Here is an 18619-nt window from a genome sequence, read left to right on the forward strand (position 1 = left end):
CAACTGTGGGAGCGAGCTTGCTCGCGATGAGGCCATCCGCCTCAATACAACTTCTGATCCGTGCTATTGCTGATCATCGACACATTAGTTGTCGGTCTGGTCAGTAAATTACTGAGCGACTGGTCAAACTTCTGCAGCGCCCGAACTTGCACATCCTGTTGCTGGTTAATATCCGCCACAATCTCTTCGCTGCGATTAAAGTCGGCCCATACAGGACTCAATGATTTAGCGTCATGGCCCTGGGCAGTCCCGATGTAATTGAACTTCGAATCATAGAAGCTCGCGCTGACATCCACCTTGATATCCGAACTGCGCGAAGTCATCAATTGGCTGTGGGTATCGACAATGGCAACCACGTCGGGTCTGGCAGCCCGCAGGCTTTGCATGTCCGGATAGACCGTCACCGAACCGAACTGGCGCTGCAACGAGGCCTTGACGCCATCCACGGCAAAGTCCGGGTTGGATGTCTTGACGTAGGCGTCGTGGATCGGCTGATCCAGCAGGCTCTGGCCGAAACCGGTGCCGGCGTTGGCCTGGTAGTTGCGCAGGTAATCGCGGTTGGCCTGGGTGCTCGGGCTGTAGAGGATGCCCAGCGACACCGTTCTGCCGCTGGCGACGCTTGCGGCACTGGAGCGAGTGACCGGCATATCGAGCGAGGAGACCGCTTTGGGTGCAGTGGGAATGGAGCATCCGGTTAACAGCGCTGCGACAGCTAACGTACTAACAAGCACAAGTTTCATGGTGTATCTCCAGTGAAACAGCGTGAAGCGAACGTTTAAGTATTGCCGGTATCGACCGGCGATGAACTTAGACTAAACCTGTATTCACTGAATGGAACCCGTCTGTGCGTACACTTGTTGAGTGAGTCATAGTTTTGTTTGATGTAAACGATTCAAGCTAATTGCGAGCAGTCATAAAAAGGCCCGAATTGTACATTCGGGCCAGTTTATTTATGGCTGATGTAACAGCCATCAGTTATTCAAAGGGATCAATACTTTCTCGTCCGGTGATAACACCATGAATACCAGCAGTTTGGCCGGTTGGGTTGCACTGGCGTTTTTCGAGATCAAATGCTCGGAGCCCGCCGGTTCATACCAGTACTCGCCAGTCTTGTAGGTGATCGCCTTCTGGCCTTTGACCTGAGAGGTGATTTGCCCCGAGAGCACATACGCCATGGCCGTGCCGTCATGTTTATGGGCGATGGACGATTGGCCGGGTTTGTAGTCCACCTCAATCATCATGGCTTTTTTGCCAGGCACGTTTTGCAGCAGTTCATCCTGCAGCACGGTGACCTTTTCCGAAGGGTCGTGGGCGAAGGCCGAAGCGGAAACGGTCAGGGCCAGGGCGGCGAGTAAACTCAGAACTTTCATGGTTGATCACCTGGGGTGGTTAGTCGTCAGGGACCACAGTAAGCCGAGGGTCGAGGCAAGAAAACGGCCAATTTTCGGGAAGGTGAGGGGACCAATTGAAGTGGTCTGAGCACAAAGTTGGGTCGACAATACAGACGCCATCGCGAGCAAGCTCGCTCCCACATTTGATCGCATTCCACTGTAGGAACTCGATCATCTGTGGGAGCGGGCTTGCTCGCGAAGGCGTCGGAAGGTTTTACACGATCGGAAAGCTGTTGAAGTCGACGGAATTGGCCAATCGGCTGTCGATCAACCCAATAAACCCCTGCACTTCAGGGCAGTTGAAATGCGATTGCATGGCCGCTTCCGATTGCCAGCGGGCGCTGACGTTCCAGCGGTTGCTGTCCTCGGGGCAGCGGTCGACCATATAGGAATCACAGCCCGGAAGTTCGCGCAGGGTTTCGACAATCTTTTGCAGTTGCTTGCCCAGTTCTTCCGAGCGGCCGGCGGCGGCCTGCACCTGTACGGTGTTGATCACTTCGTTGGACATTACTCACACTCCTGAATCAGGCCGGACGAATCCTGCTCATTGAGGGATAACGCATTTGCAGAATAGGCCTGCACTGGGGGACCGCCAATAGCCAATCGCCGGATAAACTCCCACACCAATGTGTCAGGCGACCTGCTGCAAAATGTCCCTTAAACGGTCTAGCGCGGTGTCGATGTCCAGGGTTTCGATGGCGCCGAAACCCATGAGCAGCCCGGCGCGTGGCGCTTGCTGATAGAAAAAACCTTCAATGGAATAGAGCCCGACTTCGACTTTTCTGGCCAGTTCGATGACCAGCGCAGTGTCGATCGGCACTTTGCACAGCACTACCATGTGAAACCCGGCGACGGTCGGCACGGCCTCAAACCACGGTGAAAGATCACCGGTGATTCGCGTCAGGATCCGCTCGCGGCGCCCGGCGTAGATCGTGTGGCATCGACGGATGTGCTTGAGCAGGCAGCCTTCGGCAATGAACTTGGCCAGGGCCCATTGCGGCAGGGTCGAGGTGTGCAGGTCGGTAAGCTGCTTGGCGCGGATCACCGCTTCAAGGATCGCCGGCGGCAGGATCGTATAACCGAGCCGCAACTCCGGCAGCAGGGTTTTCGAGAACGTGCCAACGTAAGCAACCATGCCGCGCTCGTCCATGCTTTGCAGCGAATCGGTCGGTCGGCCTTCATAGCGGAATTCGCTGTCGTAATCGTCCTCGATGATGATCGCGCCCAGCTCATGCGCCCTTGCCAGCAGGGCGATCCGACGCGTCTGGCTCATCGGCATGCCCAGCGGGAACTGGTGCGACGGTGTGACGTAAATCAGTCGCGTGCCATCCGGGATCAACTCGACTTGAATCCCTTCGGCGTCCACCGGCACCCCGACCACTGTGGCGCCGTGGCTGCCGAACAGCAGACGCGCGGGTGGATAACCGGGGTCTTCCATCGCCACCAGGCTACCGGGTTGAATCAGCACTCGGGCAATCAGGTCCAGGGCCTGCTGCGCACCGTTGCACACCACCACGTCTTCGTCTTGGCAATTGACCCCGCGGGAAAACGCGATGTGCCGGGCAATCGCATTGCGCAGCGCCGGCAATCCTTCGGGCAGGCTGTAAAAGCCCTTGGCCCCGGCCATCTGCCGCAAGGCGTGAGAGGTGCAGCGCCGCCAATCGTCCTGAGGGAATTGGCCCTTGCTGGTGGCGCCACCGATAAAGTCGTAGCGCAGCGAACCTTCCAGTGTCGGGTGGCGCAGGAACACCGGCAAGTTTCGCCAGGACTCGATGACTTCGGCACTGGCCAGTTCCGAATGGCTCTGCTTGCGCTGGATTTTCGCCGGCCGCGCATTGACGTACGTGCCTTTGCCGGTCACCCCGGTGAGGAAGTTTTCGTAGGTCAGTTGCGAGTACGTGTCGGAAATGGTCTTGCGTGAAATCCCCAGCTGTTCCGCCAGCAAACGACTGGGCGGTAGTTGCGTGCCCGCTGCCAGGCGGCCGGTTTCGATGGCACTGCGCAGTTGTTGGTACAACTGGCCTGCCAGGTCTTTGCGGCCGTTGATCACAACATGAAGTTCCATACCGGCGGGGCTCCTGGGGCGGTGACGCGACTGTGGGTCGCGCCAGATTACCCCCATTGCGCCGTCGCATAGAAGTTGCGCAGGCGAAAAGCGCCGGATTGGTCTGCTGGCGGGTGGTCCATGGGTTTTTCGTTGAATTGGATCTGTAATGCCGATCTATCAGCGCCTAACGTGGAAACACCCATCTGCGCTCTGAGGTCCTTCCATGAATCCGCGTCTGGACTACTACAGCGCGTCGCCCAAAGCGATGAAAGCCATGATCGCCATGGAAGCGTTGACCGGCAACCTGAGCATCGAACCGGCCTTGCTGCACCTGATCAAAATCCGCGCCTCGCAACTCAACGGCTGTGCGTTCTGTACCGACATGCACTCGGTGGATGCCCGGCGTTTGGGGGAGACGGATCGGCGTCTGTATTCGGTCGTGGTCTGGCGCGACAGCAACTTCTTCAACCCTCGGGAACGGGCGGCGTTGGCCTGGACTGAAGCGGTGACGCTGCTCTCTGAAAGCCATGTGCCGGATGATGTTTACACCCAGGCGCGAGAGCAGTTCAGTGAAGGTGAACTGGTTGATTTGACCATTGCCGTGACCACCATCAATAGCTGGAATAGGCTGGCCGTCAGCTTCCGCCAAACCCCCAGTGACTGAAACTTGCGATATCCCTGTGGGAGCGAGCTTGCTCGCGAATGCGCACTGTCAGCCACATCAATACTGAATGACCCACCGCATTCGCGAGCAGGCTCCCACAGTGGATGGGTGTCCCGTGTCAAAGTGGCAGAACGGTCTATGCTTCACGACGCGCCACAGGCGGCGCTCGCTCACTCAATCCAAGGATGAACCACATGACCCAATTGATCAGCCACGTATCGCCGCAATCCCTGACCGACGTGCTGCAAGCCGCCGGTTACCGGGTCAACCAGACCGAACAGAACGGCATCGTGCAACTGCTCAGTGCCAGCCAGGGCATCGGCTACGCCGTGCGTTTCGGCAACCCGGCAACAGAGCAGGGCAGCTACGTCGACTTCACCTTCAGCTGTGCGTTGCGCGTGCAAGGCGAATTGCCGGCCGGGCTGGCGGAACTGTGGAACGCCTCGCGACGGTTTGCCCGGTTATCGGTGCAAGGGGAATTCCTGGTGATGGAAATGGACGTGGTGGTGGCTGCGGGGGTGAGTGCCGAACACCTGAAGGGCAATCTGGAATTGTGGGATCGCTTGCTGCAGGAGTTCATCGTTTACCTGCGTGAATACAGCCAGAACGCCGCGCAATTACAGGCGCAGGCGGATACCGTCGAGGCGGCGGCAGACGAGGTTCCGGCACTGTAACCAGGCAGGGTGAAGGACTCCGACACAATGTGTGCGGGCTTGTTCGCGAAGATGTCATCACATTCCGCGATGATGTTGGCTGAACCACCGCTTTTGCGGGCAAGCCTCCCTCCTACAGGGGGGAGCACATGCTTTAAACCAAACAAAGATCGACAGGGAGTCATCGATGTCATTCATAGAGTCCACGGGACGCCAGGGCACTACCGATTACCGTTCACCGCCGCATACGCCTGGTCCCTGGCTGGCGCTCGCTGCCGGGATCGAGGACGAGGTCGCACAGTACTTCATGGTCAGTGCCCGGTGCGGCTGTTTCATGCAGGCTGCGCGTAGTCTCAATGTCCGGGCGACGCTGCTGCGCAAGCAGCTGGCGCAACTGGAGGAGCGTTTGCAACGTTCACTGTTCAGCTTCCAGGGCAGCGCCCTGACCCTCAGCCGCGACGGTCAGCAGTTGCACGAGCAATTGACTGCTCTGGCGCATGAACGCAAGTTGCCGGTGGTCGAACAGCGTTCGATTCGCCTGGCCGTGGCGGAGTCGTTGCTGCATGACATCCTCGGCCGGGACCTGGTGGCGCTGCTGCGCCGCAACGCCAGCATTCGCCTGGAGATCATCTCGCTGGACAGTGAACTCGCCCTGCAAACCATCAGCGCCGACGTGGTGCTGTGGCTGGCGGCCGGGGATTCGCCGCTGCCCGGCCCGACATTCGCCACCAGTGAACCGCAGCACCTCGCTCAACTGAACTACTTGCCGCACATCGCCAAGCGATATTCCCGGGTCACGTCCCGGCCGGATAGCGTCGATGACCTGGCGGATTTCATGTTGGTGCAATGGCAGCATGAACGTCAGATCGAGAGTTTTCGGCCCTGGAACAATTTGGTGGAACAACGCCTGGCGGGGGTGGTGACGTTGCAGTCCTATGAATTGATGCTCGACATGATCCGCTGCAGCGCCTGCATTGGCCTGCTGCCCGGTTACATGAGCCGCTACGATCGTAGCCTTGTTGCGTTGCCGGGGTTGTTCAGCGAACCGATGCAGCATCAGGTATGGCTGGCGGTGAATACTGACTCCGGCGAAGAGGCTGAAGTGCAGATGCTTGCGCAACTGATCCGCAACACCTTCGCCGAGCGGCGGGAGTGGTTCCAATCCTGAGTTGAACGCAGACCCCCTGCAGGAGCTGCCGAAGGGGATTGGGGATTCAGTTAATCCGGCGGCTCCAGCACCTGTCGATAATTTCTCAACCCCTGCGGTGTCTCGCGGGCCACGGGGCTTGGCGCCCCTCAGTGAGCACGGGTGTACAAGACAAATCCGGCCTCGCTTACTAGATTTATCCTTTCGATATTCGCTTGGAAAACCGGCCTGTTGCGCCCCACGCAACGCTGTGTTGCGCAGCGACCTGATTTTGCCAACGGCAACCTTTACGTAACGTGAGGCGTCGAGCAGCAACACCGCGCGTCTCGGCATGCGCAATGGCCCGGAGCGAGTTGAGCCGCACTGAAATAGCACAAGACGCAAGGGGTAGAGGATGGAGCGCAGGACACTTTATGGCGTAGGGCTGTTGGTCGTGGTGGCCGGTCTGGCCTTTTGTGGCGTGATGATGTGGCGGCCGGCCATCGCACCGCTGACGCAGCCAGCAGTCAGTGATGCGGTCAGTGCCAGCCGAGGCGCACGAGTGGTCGAGCAAGGTGATTGTGCCGTTTGCCATACGCGCCCCGGAGGTGCCTACATGGCCGGCAGCTTGCCGCTGGTGACGCCGTTTGGCACGTTGTACACCACCAATATCACGCCGGATGGCGACACCGGTATCGGTCGCTGGTCTGAAGCCGCCTTCACTCGGGCCATGCGCAAAGGCATTGCGCGGGATGGACACTTTCTCTATCCGGCATTCCCTTACGTGCACTACAGCAAAATGACTGATCGAGACATCAGCGATGCTTATGCGTTTCTCATGAGCGTCGACCCGGTGCGATCCGTTGCGCCGGACAATCACATGATGTTCCCGATGAATTTCCGCCCGTTGGTGTCTTTCTGGAACCTGCTGTTCCTGCACGGCGACCCGCCGCAGGACGATCCCGCGCAGTCGGCGACCTGGAACCGCGGACGTTATCTGGTGGAGGGCGCCGGGCATTGTGCCTCGTGCCATTCGCCACTCAACCTGATCGGCGGCGAGAAGGGCAGCGAGCTGTTCAACGGTGGCATCGTCGATGGCTGGCACGCTCCGACACTGAAAGGAATGGCCACAGCCGCGAACCCGTGGACTCAGATGCAGTTGGTCGCGTACCTGCGCGGCGAAGTCGCCAGTGAGCATGGCGGTGCGGCGGGGCCGATGCTCCCCGTGAGCCTGAGTCTGGCGCAAGTACCGATCAGCGACGTCCAGGCTATCGCTGATTACCTCTTGAGTTTGCAGCGCACCGTCGATGGACCGCCGGCGCCGCCTTGCCAGGCACTGAAGCCCGCAGCGCCGCTTGCCAGTGAAGGCGCCGCCATTTTCGCCGGGGCCTGTGCCAGTTGCCACGGTGACGGTGCGCCTATGCGGGCTGTCGATGGCCGCCCCGGCCTGGCAATGACTTCGGCATTGCAGGCGGACGACCCGCGCAACCTGATCAAGACCGTGCTCGAAGGCATCCCGCTGTCCACGGGCACCTCCAGCCATTACATGCCTGCTTTTGCCGACAGCCTGGACGACCAGCAACTCGTTGCCCTCGCGCAGTATCTGCGCACTCAAAGCTGCGCGGGCAGGCCGTGGGCCAATCTGGACAAAACCGTCACAACTATTCGCAGCGAAGGCGAGCCGAAATGATTACCTTGAACGTCAACGGCCAGGATCATCGCTTGGACATCGATCCAGACATGCCGCTGCTTTACGCGCTGCGCAATCACCTGGAACTCAACGGCGCCAAATATGGCTGCGGCCTGGGGCAGTGTGGGGCTTGTACGGTGATGCTCGGCGACAAACCGGTGTTTTCGTGTCTGGTGCCGGCGGTGGTCGCGTCGGGGAAACCGGTGCGTACGGTCGAAAGCCTCGGCAGTGCCGACCAGCCCGGCCCGTTGCAGAAAGCCTTTATCGAGCAGCAAGCGGCGCAGTGCGGTTACTGCATCGCCGGGATGATTGTGCGTGCCCAGGCCTTGCTGGAGGTGAATCCGACGCCGGATGAGCAACAGATTCGCGAACACATGGCGCCGAACCTGTGCCGTTGTGGCACTCATGTGCGGATCCTCGCGGCAATCAAATCCGTGGTCGCCAGCGGAGTGAAGCTATGAAAATCATCGTGGATGGCATGGATCAGAGTCGACGTTCATTCCTCATCAACGGCGCACTGGTGGTGGGTTTCGCCTTGGTGCCGGGGGCTCGCCATGCTTTTGCCGACACCGAGGTCGACACCCTCGGGACCACAGTGCTGGCGCCGGATCTGCCGGGCAGCTTGAAGACCAATCCTTATCTGGATGCCTGGATTCGCATCGATGCGCGCGATGGCATTACCGTCTACACCGGCAAGGTCGAGCTGGGCACCGGGGTCAAAACGGCGCTGTTGCAAATTGCGGCCGAACGGCTGGATGTCGCGCCTGGCTCGATTCGTTTTCTGACCGCGGACACGGCGCTGACGCCTAACGAGGGCTACACCGCCGGGAGTCACTCGATCTTCGACAGTGGTACGGCATTGTTCAATGCCGCTGCTCAGGTGCGTCAGCTGCTACTGGAGTCGGCAGCGCGACAATGGAAGCAGGAGGTCGGTGATCTTCGCACCAGCGATGCGTTGATCCATGGCACCGGCGGACTGTCGATGAGCTACGTGCAAGCGGTGGCGGGGGTGCAATTGCACCGTTACGCGATTGCCGATTCGCCGCTCAAGAGCGCCGATACGTTCACTCAGATCGGCCATTCGCTGCCGCGGATCGATATCCCGGGCAAGGTCAGCGGTGGTGCCAGTTATGTGCAGGACATGCGTCTGCCCGGCATGGTGCACGCCCGAGTGATTCGTCCGCCGAGACGCGGCGCCCAGTTACTGGAACTTGATCAGGGCGCCATTGAGCAGATGCCGGGGGTTATCAAACTGGTGCGTAATGGCAGCTACCTGGCGGTGGTCGCACAAGATGAGTGGCAGGCGATCAAAGCCATGCGTTCCGGTTACGCCAGTGCGCGCTGGACCGAGGGCAATCCGTTGCCGGACTCACAACACATCCATGAACTGTTGACCCAACTGCCGGCACGACGTTATCCGGTGAGCAACAAAGGCGCCGTCAGTCAGTCGGCCGGGCATCAATACAAGGCGCGGGTGACCAAGCAATACCTGATGCACGGCTCCATTGGCCCCTCCTGTTCGCTGGCCTTGTTCGAGGCTGGCGGGTTGACGGTCTGGACCCACACCCAAGGCGTTTACCCGTTGCGCGCCGGCATCGCCGAACTGCTCGGCCTGCCGCTTGAAAAGGTCCGTTGTATTCATGTCGAAGGAGCGGGCTGCTACGGGCATAACGGTGCTGACGATGCCGCCGCTGATGCCGCGTTGATCGCGATGGCCATGCCGGGTAAACCGGTGCGGGTGCAATGGATGCGCGAGCAGGAAAATCTCTGGGAACCCTACAGTTCTGCGATGCTGACCGAACTCGACGCCGGGCTGGACGCCCAGGGGAAATTGCAGAACTGGACGTACGAACTCTGGACCACCCCCCACAACGAACGCATCGTCAATGCCGGGCGTTTGTTGCCGGCATGGCTGTTGGCAAAACCCTTCGCACCGGCGCCCTCGGTGCCTATTGCTCAACCTGAAGGGGATGGCGATCGCAACGCAGTGCCGCTTTACGACATCCCTAACAGCCAGATCAACATGAACTTCCTGCTGAAAATGCCTTTCCGGACCTCGGCAATGCGCTCCCTGGGCGCGCACATCAATGTGTTCGCGATCGAAGCCGCCGTTGATGAACTGGCCGCACGCTCGCAACAGGATCCGTTGCAATTTCGCTTGCAGCATTTGACTGATCCTCGGGCCCAGGCGGTGATCTTGCGGGTCGCAAAGGAATTCGGCTGGCCGCACAAGGCTCCAGGACCGGGGAGCGGCATCGGCTTCGCGTTCGCCCGGTACAAGAACATCATGGGCTACTGCGCGATAGCCGTGCAGTTGCATGTGCAGCGACAGACCGGTGAAGTGGTGATCGATCGGGTGGTGACCGCAGTGGATGTCGGGCAAATCGTCAGCCCGGACGGCCTGCGTAATCAGGTGGAAGGCGGGATCATCCAGTCGGCCAGTTGGACGCTGTACGAGCAGGTCGAATACGACCCGCAAGGTGTGCGCAGTTATGACTGGAGTGGTTACCCGATCATCCGTTTCCCGGCGCTGCCTCGGCAGGTCGAAGTGCACCTGCTTGACCAACCGGGTGAGGCATTCCTCGGCGCCGCAGAAATTGTCCAGGGCCCGATGGCTGCGGCGTTGGGCAATGCCATGGCGAACGCCACGGGCCAGCGGCTGCTGCACCTGCCACTGGCGCGCAAGGGCTGGCATGAGGTATTGCGCGCCGACAGTTCGCGTGTGTAACCAATGTGGGAGCTGGCTTGCTTGCGATGGCGGAGTGTCAGCCGACATTGATGTGGGATGTGAAACCGCTTTCGCGAGCAAGCCCGCTCCCACAGTAGATTGGCGCCGTCCGCAAATTCCGCGTACACCGCAGATCCCCGGTAGGAGCAAAGCTTGCTCGCGAAGACGTCAGCACAAACAACATCAAATCAAGCAGTCAAACCCGCGCCCGAATCCGCCGCCCCAACACATCCATCACATCACAGCCATCACGCAGCAGCATCGCCGCCGCATTCGCCAGTTGCTGCACATCAGCGCCTTTGGCCTGAGTAATGTCGAGACTGGCCAAACTCTCCATCATCTGCGTCACCGCCAGGAAACGACTGGCCGCGCTACCGTGCAACTCATCCAACGGCGCCTGTGTGGCGACCATCAACACTGGAATATCGACATCGTTGTTGGTCATCGGCATATGCGTATTCATGCCTCACCTCCCGCTTGCGCCGCATGCAAACCGTCGATGGAGGCTTGCACCAGTGAGCGCGCGGTGTCGAGCATGTGCTTGCTGGCCCAGCGTAATGACGCGATGTGTTCCGGGCGGGTGGCGGTGGGGGCTTGATGGGCGAGGGCTTCGGCGCAGCTGAGGTAGACGCAAGCGTGTTTCAGGGCGTCGAGGAGTGGAATGTCGGGTTGAACGGCGAAGAGGTGGTGGTCAACGTGATCGCAGGGGGCGAAGGGGGTGGATTTTGTGGTTGCGTTGGTCATTGGTTTAACTCTTGAGAAAGTAGGGGTTACCACTTGCTCGCCGTCAAACGAATGGGTGGCAACTGTGCGCAGGTTGACGGACCGGTCTCAAGCACCCGGCGCACCCGAAGGTGCCCCACGCACAGTCACCATATGACTTTGCTGCGGACGAAGTTGTACGCGTGCAAAGTTAAGGAAACCATACGTCTTGAGATTTGAAGCCAGGCCGTCAAACCCGATCACGAATGAGTCGTGACAGGCGCGAGGATAGGGAGTGAGGACAGGGCAGTCAACCGGCGCAAGGCCTGAAATGGCTGCTTTGCCCGTAGGTGGTTTCCGATGCCGAAAAGAACACCTGTCCCCTGTGGGAGCTTGCTCGCGATAGCGGTGGGTCAGCCGACATCAATTTTGAATGTGACACCGCTTTCGCGAGCAAGCCCGCTCCCACAATTGATTGGTGGGTAACCGGTCAAAACGCATACGGAATGCTGACCTTCGCCCAGAGCATGTCGCCCTCCGGACGGTTCTCGACATCAAACTCCCTGGCCCAGCGAATCTCGGCGCTGGCGTACTTGAGGAAGGTCAGGTGCAGCGCCGGGCCGATGGCGAACACCTGGCCGCGCACGCCGTCGTTCACGTCTTCGCCGTTGAACTGCACGGTGCGGCCGAACTGTTTATCGTCGGTGGTTTGCTTCAAGTAGTAGCCGTTGACCCCGAGCATCAGGTCGTCGGTGATCTTGTAGCTGGCGGAATAGTCGAAGTGGAAAATCTGCCCCGATTTGTAATCGGTGTCCTTGTTCTTCTCGTTGAAGCTGTACGTCGTCTTCATCGATACCTCGGTGTTGTCCGTCGGCAGCCAGGTGAAGGAAAACAGCGGCTTGTAGGTGTAGAAATTGTTGCTGGTATTGGCCAGGCGATCAGAGCTGTATTCGCCGGTCGGTACGGTGACTTCCACGGCGGCACCGAGGGTCAGGTTTTTACCCATGTCCCAGAGAATGATCGGCGCAACGGTGGTGTCGCCCATGCCTTCACGGGTGTCATGCAAGCCGAACACCGAGACTTCCTGCTTGAGCCAGGGTTGCGCGATGTAACCGGCTAACCGTCCACCGAACACGTGCAGCGGGCTCAGGTAGTCCAGGCGCGGGATCACGGCGGTGGATTCGATATCGACATCCGGCACCTTGCCGCCGAGGGAACTGATATGGAATTTGGTGGATTTGTAATGGTTGTAGTAGACGTTGAACGCCACCATGTTGTCCGGAAGGCTGTTCACATCCAGCGGCAGCATGAAAAAACCGTCGGTGCCAGGGCCGATATTGTCCACGCCGGCCTCGGTGGCCAAGGCCTGCAAGTGAGTGGCAAACACGCCGGCCAGGCTGACGGCCAGTCGCAAGCAGAATGTCGTGCGGGTCGGGTTCATGGGTGTACTCATTATTATTGTTAGGGAGGCACCGCCGGCCGCGCGGGCCGTTGCATAGAAATAAGCGGTTCGGGCCTTGGCGGGCAGGGTATTGGCGGCCACATAGGGGGACTTCTGCGGACAGTCGTTAAACCCTGTGCTAACTTTCCTCGAGATAACCGGTAACAAAAAATAAGAATTCAGCTTGATCCGGGATGTCTTGCCCCATGCCAATGAAAGTCGTCGACCCTACCTACGAACTGGCGCTGGTTTCGCCATTCCTGTTGCAAACCCTGGCCGAAGTCGCCGAGCTCAAAGGGGTCAATCCCGAGAGCCTTTGCCGGGGACTGGGCTTCACCCTTGAAGATCTCCAGGACCCGGCGCAGCGTATTTCCTACCGCCAGGCCGTGGCGATGATCCAGCGCGCGCTCAAGGTCTTGCCCAATCGCGGGCTCGGTTTGTGGGTTGGCGCGCAGAACGTGCTTGGCACCCTGGGGCTGCTCGGGCATGTGTTGTCATTGTGCAAGACCCTGCGCGATGCGTTTGAGCTGGGCATCCGCCATCAACACACCTCCGGCGGCATCGTGGTGTCGAGCGTGGAGGAGGCGGGCGATCGGGTGTTTGTCGATATCGAATGCCGCTTGCCGTTTACCGAGGTGCAGTTGTTTGCGGTGGAGGAGTTTTTCGCCAGCCTGCTGGTGTACGGACGGGCGTTGGTCGGGGCCGATTTCAAGCCGATGGCGGTGGAGTTCGTCCATGCCGCGCCGGATTACGTCGCCGAATATGAGCGTTTACTCGGGCCGGACGTGCGTTTTGGTTGCCTGCAAAACCGCATGGTGATCGCCGCTCACTGGCTGGACGTGCGACTGCCCAACCATCACTCGCTGGCGTTGCGTCAGGCCGTCAAGTTGCTGGAGCTGGAAGCGGCGCAGGTTCACCAGAAAATTGATCTGATTCAAGCCGTGGAGCGGGCGATTGCCCGGGACCTGACCCAAGGCAGCCACATCGAAAAGATTGCCGGCGACCTGAACATGAGCAGCCGCACCTTGCGCCGACGCCTGACCGAACATGCCCTGACCTTCGAAACCTTGCTGGAACAAGTGCGCCAGGCGCGGACCCTGAGCCTGTTGGCTAACCCCGAGATGTCGATCGAGCGGATCACCGAGGAGGTCGGCTACAGCGATGTGCGCAGCTTTCGCCGGGCGTTCAAGCGCTGGACCGGGATGAGCCCGACGGCGTTTCGGGTCAGTTCATAAATTTAGCGCCGCCAATCCCTGTAGGAGCGAGCTCTGTGGCGAGGGGGCTTGCCCCCGTTGGAGTGCGAAGCGCTCCCCTGCATTCTTTCCGTCATACCGAGTCCGCAGGTTTTACGACTGCTGCGCAGCCGAACGGGGGCAAGCCCCCTCGCCACAGTGTTTCTTACCACGGGGCTGTGTTCAGCCCTCGGGTATTGCCAGTTTCCTTGCCCTTCATGCCCCCGCAACGGTTAAACTTCGCGCTTCTTTCTAAAGGAGTTCATATGAGTTACTACCAGCCGGGCATTCTCGCCACCCCTGTTCCGCCTCAAGCCCGTCATATGTTCTTCGCCCTCGAATCCGTCGCCGCACTGCCGGCCGCGCTCGACAACTTGATGCAACTGGTGGACGGCAAGTCGGCGGTGGTCGGTTTCGGTGAATCCCTGGTCAAGGCCCTGCACGGTCAGGTCGAAGGCCTGCGAGCGTTCCCGGCCATGACCGGCGTCGGCGTCGACAACCCGTCGACCCAACACGCCCTCTGGTGCTGGTTGCACGGTGTTGACCGTGGCGAGTTGCTCAATCGCAGCACCGCCATCGAAGCCGCGCTGGCCCCGGCGTTTCGCCTGGTGCAGATGAACGAAACCTTCCGCCACCTCACCGGCCATGACCTGACCGGTTACGAAGACGGCACTGAAAACCCTCACGATGAAGCCGCCGTAGCCGCCGCACTGGTCGGCGACGGCGCTGACGGCATGGTGGGGGGAAGCTTCGCCGCGATTCAGCAGTGGCAGCATGACTTGAAGGGCTTCAACGCCATGCCGTCCCATGAAAAGGACAACATCATGGGCCGGCGCCTGAGCGACAACGAAGAACTCGATGACGCGCCAATCTCTGCTCACGTCAAACGCACCGCCCAGGAAAGCTTCGCCCCCGAAGCCTTCGTGGTGCGCCGCTCGATGCCGTGGATCGAAGGCCATCGCGCCGGTTTGATGTTCCTTGCGTTCGGCTTCTCCCTCGACGCCTTCGAAGCGCAACTGCGGCGCATGAGCGGTCTGGAAGACGGCATCACGGATGGTTTGTATCGCATGAGTCGTCCGATCACCGGCGGCTACTACTGGTGCCCGCCGCTCAAGGACGGTCATCTGGACCTGCGCGCTTTGCGCATTGGCTAAACACATCAAGGAGTGAGTATGAACGTGGTGCGCTGGGGCATGATTGGTTGTGGGGATGTCACCGAACGCAAGAGCGGGCCGGCGTTCTACAAAGCGCCCGGTTCGGCGCTGGTGGCGGTGATGGGGCGACGGCTGGAGGTCGTGAGCGATTACGCCACACGCCACGGTATCGCCCGGGTCTACACCGATGCCGAGTCGCTGATCAACGATCCCGAGGTGGACGCGGTGTACATCGCCACTCCCCCCGACAGTCACCACGTTTATGCCCTGATGGTTGCTGCCGCCGGCAAACATTGCTGCGTCGAAAAACCGATGTCGCTGAATGCCAGGCAAAGTCGAGAAATGCAGCAGGTGTTCAGCGCTGCCAGTTTGCACTTGTTCGTTTCCTACTACCGACGTTCGTTGCCGCGCTTTCAGCAAGTGCGGCAATGGCTGGAAGAAGGGCGGGTCGGCGAGGTTCGGCACCTGACCTGGACGCTGACCAAGGCTGCTTCACCGGCGGATTTGGGTGGCTCGGATAACTGGCGCACTGATCCTGTGATTGCCGGTGGTGGTTATTTTGCCGACCTGGCCAGCCATGGTTTCGACCTGTTTCAGTACTTGCTCGGCGATATCAATGAAGTCGCCGGTTTTACTGCGCGGCAAGCCGGGTTGTATGCGGCTGAAGATGCCGTTACCGCCAGTTGGCGCTTTGTTTCGGGTGCCACGGGCATGGGTTGCTGGAACTTTGTGGCGGATCGGCGTGAGGATCGGGTCGAGGTGATTGGCAGTAAGGGCCGGATCAGCTTTTCGGTGTTTGATGAGCATCCTGTGGTGCTCGAAGCCGACGAAACCCTCAGCCTGAACATCGATCATCCTGAACACATCCAGTGGCATCACGTGCTGGGGATGAATGCGCATATCCGTGGTGAAGCGCAGCATCCGGCGGTGGCCGGCGAAGCGTTGAAGACGGATTGGGTGATGGACCAGATCCTCAAGCGCGGCTGAATATTTTCGCAGCTTCGCTTTTTTGTGGCTAGTGACCTCCTGTGGCGAGGGGGCTTGCCCCCGTTCGGCTGCGCAGCAGTCGCAAAACCTGCAAACTTGGTATGACTGAAAGAATGCACGGGAGCGCTTCGCACTCCAACGGGGGCAAGCCCCCTCGCCACAATGGTTTGTGCTCGTCTGACAGACCGCTCTAACCTTATACCCAAACAATATTTCTCAACCCCCGCATCACCTCTCTAAGATCACGTCATAACTCGTTATAACAAGTGATCTCAGATGACCGATAACGTTCTCTCCCTAAGCAGCGTTCCACTGCACACTCAACTGCGCGACGTACTCCGCGCCCGCATCCTCGACGGCGAATATCCGCAAGACAGCCAGATGCCGTCCGAAAGCGAGCTCGGTGCGTTGTTCAAAGTCAGCCGCATCACCGTGCGCCAGGCCCTCGGCGATCTGCAAAAAGAAGGGCTGATCTTCAAGATTCACGGCAAAGGCACCTTCGTTGCCAAGCCCAAGACGTTCCAGAACGTCAGCACCCTGCAAGGCCTGGCCGAGTCCATGACCGGTCGCGGCTACGAGGTGATCAACCGCCTGCGCAGCTTCAAATTCATCGCCGCCGACAAACTGGTCGCCGAACGCTTGCAGGTCGCCGAAGGTGAAACCGTGGCGCAGATCAAACGCGTACGGCTGATCAACCGTGAACCGATCTCGCTGGAAATCACCTACCTGCCAAAAGCCATCGGCGAGCGGTTGGAGAAGGCTGACCTGGTCACCCGCGACATCTTCCTGATCCTCGAAAACGACTGCGGACTGGCCCTCGGACATGCCGATTTGGCCATCGACGCTGTGCTGGCCGATAGCGACCTGACCCAGGCTCTGAACGTCGAACCCGGCTCGCCGATCATGCGCATCGAGCGCCTGACCCACGACGCCAGCGGCCAGCCCGTGGACTTCGAACACCTTTACTACCGCGGCGATGCCTTCCAGTACCGCTTGCGGATCGACCGGCAAAAAGGGGATCAGGCATGACTCGCAACTCCATGACTAGAGCCACTTTGGAACAGGAATACGACATCGTCGTGATCGGCGGCGGTACCGCAGGTCCCATGGCGGCGATCAAGGCCAAGGAACGCAATCGCGATCTGCGGGTGTTGCTGATCGACAAGGCCAACGTCAAACGCAGTGGCGCGATCAGCATGGGCATGGACGGGTTGAACAACGCGATCATTCCCGGCCACTCGACGCCGGAGCAGTACACCAAGGAAATCACCATCGCCAATGACGGCATCGTCAATCAGGCAGCGGTGTACGCCTACGCGACCCACAGCTTTGAAACCATCGAGCAACTGGACCGCTGGGGCGTGAAGTTCGAGAAGGACGAAACCGGCGACTACGCGGTGAAAAAGGTCCACCACATGGGCGCCTACGTGCTGCCGATGCCGGAAGGGCACGACATCAAAAAAGTCCTGTATCGCCAGTTGAAACGGGCGCGGGTCAGTATCACCAATCGGCTGGTCTGCACCCGGTTGCTGACGGATGAAGAGGGCGCAGTCAACGGCGTGATGGGCTTCGATTGCCGCACCGCCGACTTCCATGTGATCAAGGCCAAAGCCGTGATCCTGTGCTGCGGCGCGGCCGGGCGTCTGGGTTTGCCGTCCTCGGGTTACCTGATGGGCACCTACGAAAACCCGACCAACGCCGGTGACGGTTACGCGATGGCGTATCACGCCGGCGCGGAGCTGGCGAACCTCGAATGCTTCCAGATCAACCCGTTGATCAAGGATTACAACGGCCCGGCCTGCGCCTACGTCACCGGCCCATTGGGTGGCTACACCGCCAACAACAAGGGCGAGCGCTTTATCGAGTGCGACTACTGGAGCGGCCAGATGATGTGGGAGTTCCACCAGGAACTCGAAAGCGGCAACGGCCCGGTGTTCCTCAAGCTCGATCACCTGGCCGAGGAAACCATCCAGAACATCGAAGAGATCTTGCACAGCAACGAGCGCCCGAGTCGCGGCCAGTTCCACGCCAATCGTGGCACTGACTACCGAACGCAAATGGTCGAGATGCACATCTCGGAGATCGGCTTTTGCAGCGGGCATTCGGCGTCTGGCGTGTGGGTCAACGAGCGGGCGGAGACGTCGGTGAAGGGTTTGTATTCGGCGGGTGACATGGCGGCGGTGCCGCACAACTACATGCTCGGCGCGTTCACGTATGGCTGGTTCGCCGGCACCAACGCGGCGGATTTCGTGGCCGGGCGCGAGTTTTCAGCCGTCGATGCCCAGCAGATAGAGACGGAAAAACAACGGGTCTACGCACCACTGGATCGCGAACATGGTCTGCCGCCGGCGCAAGTCGAATACAAGCTGCGGCGTTTTGTGAATGACTACCTGCAACCGCCGAAAGTGACGAAGAAGATGCAAATCGGCCTGCAACGCTTCAGCGATATCCAGCGCGACCTCGATCAGATCAAGGCCCACAACGCCCACGAACTGATGCGCGCGATGGAAGTCAGCATGATCCGCGACTGCGCCGAGATGGCCGCCCGGGCCTCGTTGTTTCGCGCCGAAAGTCGCTGGGGGCTTTACCACTACCGGGTTGACCACCCGCAACGTAACGACAGCGACTGGTTTTGCCATTGCCACCTGAAGAAGGGCGACGACGGCCAGATGACCAGTTTCAAGAAAGCCGTCGAGCCTTACATCATCCCGCTCGATGCCGAAGAAATGCAGGCCTACGACCGGCTGCGGGTCGGCGCGTTTGCGGCCTGACGCCTAAACCAAGAGAGCACCAAGAGAGTCCGA

At 59.8% G+C, this 18619-nt stretch carries 18 protein-coding genes; 11 read left to right on the plus strand and 7 right to left on the minus strand.

Annotated elements, in window-relative coordinates; genetic code table 11:
* Window positions 1-41 precede the first annotated feature (41 nt).
* The 4 genes from AC1MEW_RS17790 to pdxR all read right to left on the minus strand — a co-directional run bounded on the left by AC1MEW_RS17790 (window position 42) and on the right by pdxR (window position 3456).
* Complete coding sequence (locus AC1MEW_RS17790) at window positions 42-740, minus strand: ATPase (RefSeq protein WP_201257563.1); 699 nt, start codon at window positions 738-740, stop codon at window positions 42-44.
* A gap of 231 nt (window positions 741-971) precedes the next feature.
* Window positions 972-1370, minus strand: coding sequence for a cupin domain-containing protein (locus AC1MEW_RS17795; protein WP_201203057.1), 399 nt, complete (start codon window positions 1368-1370; stop codon window positions 972-974).
* Between the two features lie 235 nt (window positions 1371-1605).
* A complete protein-coding gene (locus tag AC1MEW_RS17800; protein ID WP_201203058.1) occupies window positions 1606-1899 on the minus strand; it encodes a putative quinol monooxygenase in 294 nt (97 codons plus the stop codon).
* A gap of 123 nt (window positions 1900-2022) precedes the next feature.
* Window positions 2023-3456: a MocR-like pyridoxine biosynthesis transcription factor PdxR gene (gene pdxR / locus AC1MEW_RS17805; protein WP_480423040.1), complete on the minus strand. Its 1434-nt coding sequence runs from the start codon at window positions 3454-3456 to the stop codon at window positions 2023-2025.
* Between the two features lie 205 nt (window positions 3457-3661).
* Between pdxR and AC1MEW_RS17810 the strand changes: the two genes are divergently transcribed.
* The 6 genes from AC1MEW_RS17810 (at window position 3662) to AC1MEW_RS17835 (ending at window position 10299) form a co-directional block, all read left to right on the plus strand.
* Window positions 3662-4102 (plus strand): carboxymuconolactone decarboxylase family protein, encoded by a 441-nt coding sequence (locus AC1MEW_RS17810; protein ID WP_201203067.1) that lies wholly within the window; start codon window positions 3662-3664, stop codon window positions 4100-4102.
* Between the two features lie 194 nt (window positions 4103-4296).
* Window positions 4297-4776 carry a YbjN domain-containing protein gene (locus AC1MEW_RS17815; protein WP_201204136.1) on the plus strand — a complete coding sequence of 160 codons (480 nt, stop codon included), beginning with the start codon at window positions 4297-4299 and terminating at the stop codon, window positions 4774-4776.
* 166 nt (window positions 4777-4942) lie between these two features.
* Entirely contained in the window at window positions 4943-5923 is a 981-nt protein-coding gene (locus AC1MEW_RS17820; RefSeq protein WP_322268763.1) for a LysR family transcriptional regulator, read from the plus strand.
* 373 nt (window positions 5924-6296) lie between these two features.
* Entirely contained in the window at window positions 6297-7571 is a 1275-nt protein-coding gene (locus tag AC1MEW_RS17825) for a c-type cytochrome (protein ID WP_480423043.1), read from the plus strand.
* A complete protein-coding gene (locus AC1MEW_RS17830; protein ID WP_201257560.1) occupies window positions 7568-8032 on the plus strand; it encodes a (2Fe-2S)-binding protein in 465 nt (154 codons plus the stop codon). The genes AC1MEW_RS17825 and AC1MEW_RS17830 overlap by 4 nt, the downstream gene beginning before the upstream one ends.
* Complete coding sequence (locus tag AC1MEW_RS17835; RefSeq protein WP_201257559.1) at window positions 8029-10299, plus strand: xanthine dehydrogenase family protein molybdopterin-binding subunit; 2271 nt, start codon at window positions 8029-8031, stop codon at window positions 10297-10299. The genes AC1MEW_RS17830 and AC1MEW_RS17835 overlap by 4 nt, the downstream gene beginning before the upstream one ends.
* A 196-nt stretch (window positions 10300-10495) precedes the next feature.
* On the opposite strand, the gene AC1MEW_RS17840 is transcribed toward AC1MEW_RS17835, so the two are convergent.
* From AC1MEW_RS17840 to AC1MEW_RS17850, 3 genes are all read right to left on the minus strand, one after another.
* Window positions 10496-10762 carry a short-chain dehydrogenase gene (locus AC1MEW_RS17840; RefSeq protein WP_480423044.1) on the minus strand — a complete coding sequence of 89 codons (267 nt, stop codon included), beginning with the start codon at window positions 10760-10762 and terminating at the stop codon, window positions 10496-10498.
* Entirely contained in the window at window positions 10759-11043 is a 285-nt protein-coding gene (locus AC1MEW_RS17845) for a DUF3077 domain-containing protein (RefSeq protein ID WP_480423045.1), read from the minus strand. Before AC1MEW_RS17845 ends, AC1MEW_RS17840 begins: the two co-directional genes overlap by 4 nt.
* Window positions 11044-11491: 448 nt before the next feature.
* Entirely contained in the window at window positions 11492-12442 is a 951-nt protein-coding gene (locus AC1MEW_RS17850) for a SphA family protein (RefSeq protein WP_480423046.1), read from the minus strand.
* A 206-nt stretch (window positions 12443-12648) separates the two neighbouring features.
* Here AC1MEW_RS17850 and AC1MEW_RS17855 point away from each other — a divergent pair, with 206 nt between their 5' ends.
* The 5 genes from AC1MEW_RS17855 (at window position 12649) to AC1MEW_RS17875 (ending at window position 18586) form a co-directional block, all read left to right on the plus strand.
* Window positions 12649-13677, plus strand: coding sequence for an AraC family transcriptional regulator (locus AC1MEW_RS17855; protein ID WP_201257557.1), 1029 nt, complete (start codon window positions 12649-12651; stop codon window positions 13675-13677).
* A 263-nt stretch (window positions 13678-13940) separates the two neighbouring features.
* On the plus strand, window positions 13941-14828 hold the full coding sequence (locus AC1MEW_RS17860; RefSeq protein ID WP_201203147.1) for a Dyp-type peroxidase: 888 nt from the start codon (window positions 13941-13943) through the stop codon (window positions 14826-14828).
* Between the two features lie 18 nt (window positions 14829-14846).
* Complete coding sequence (locus tag AC1MEW_RS17865) at window positions 14847-15815, plus strand: Gfo/Idh/MocA family protein (protein WP_480423047.1); 969 nt, start codon at window positions 14847-14849, stop codon at window positions 15813-15815.
* A gap of 276 nt (window positions 15816-16091) precedes the next feature.
* Window positions 16092-16844 carry a GntR family transcriptional regulator gene (locus AC1MEW_RS17870; protein WP_201203149.1) on the plus strand — a complete coding sequence of 251 codons (753 nt, stop codon included), beginning with the start codon at window positions 16092-16094 and terminating at the stop codon, window positions 16842-16844.
* A gap of 11 nt (window positions 16845-16855) precedes the next feature.
* On the plus strand, window positions 16856-18586 hold the full coding sequence (locus AC1MEW_RS17875; protein WP_322268759.1) for a fumarate reductase/succinate dehydrogenase flavoprotein subunit: 1731 nt from the start codon (window positions 16856-16858) through the stop codon (window positions 18584-18586).
* Window positions 18587-18619 lie beyond the last annotated feature (33 nt).

The organism is Pseudomonas sp. ASL4 (genome assembly GCF_056680395.1).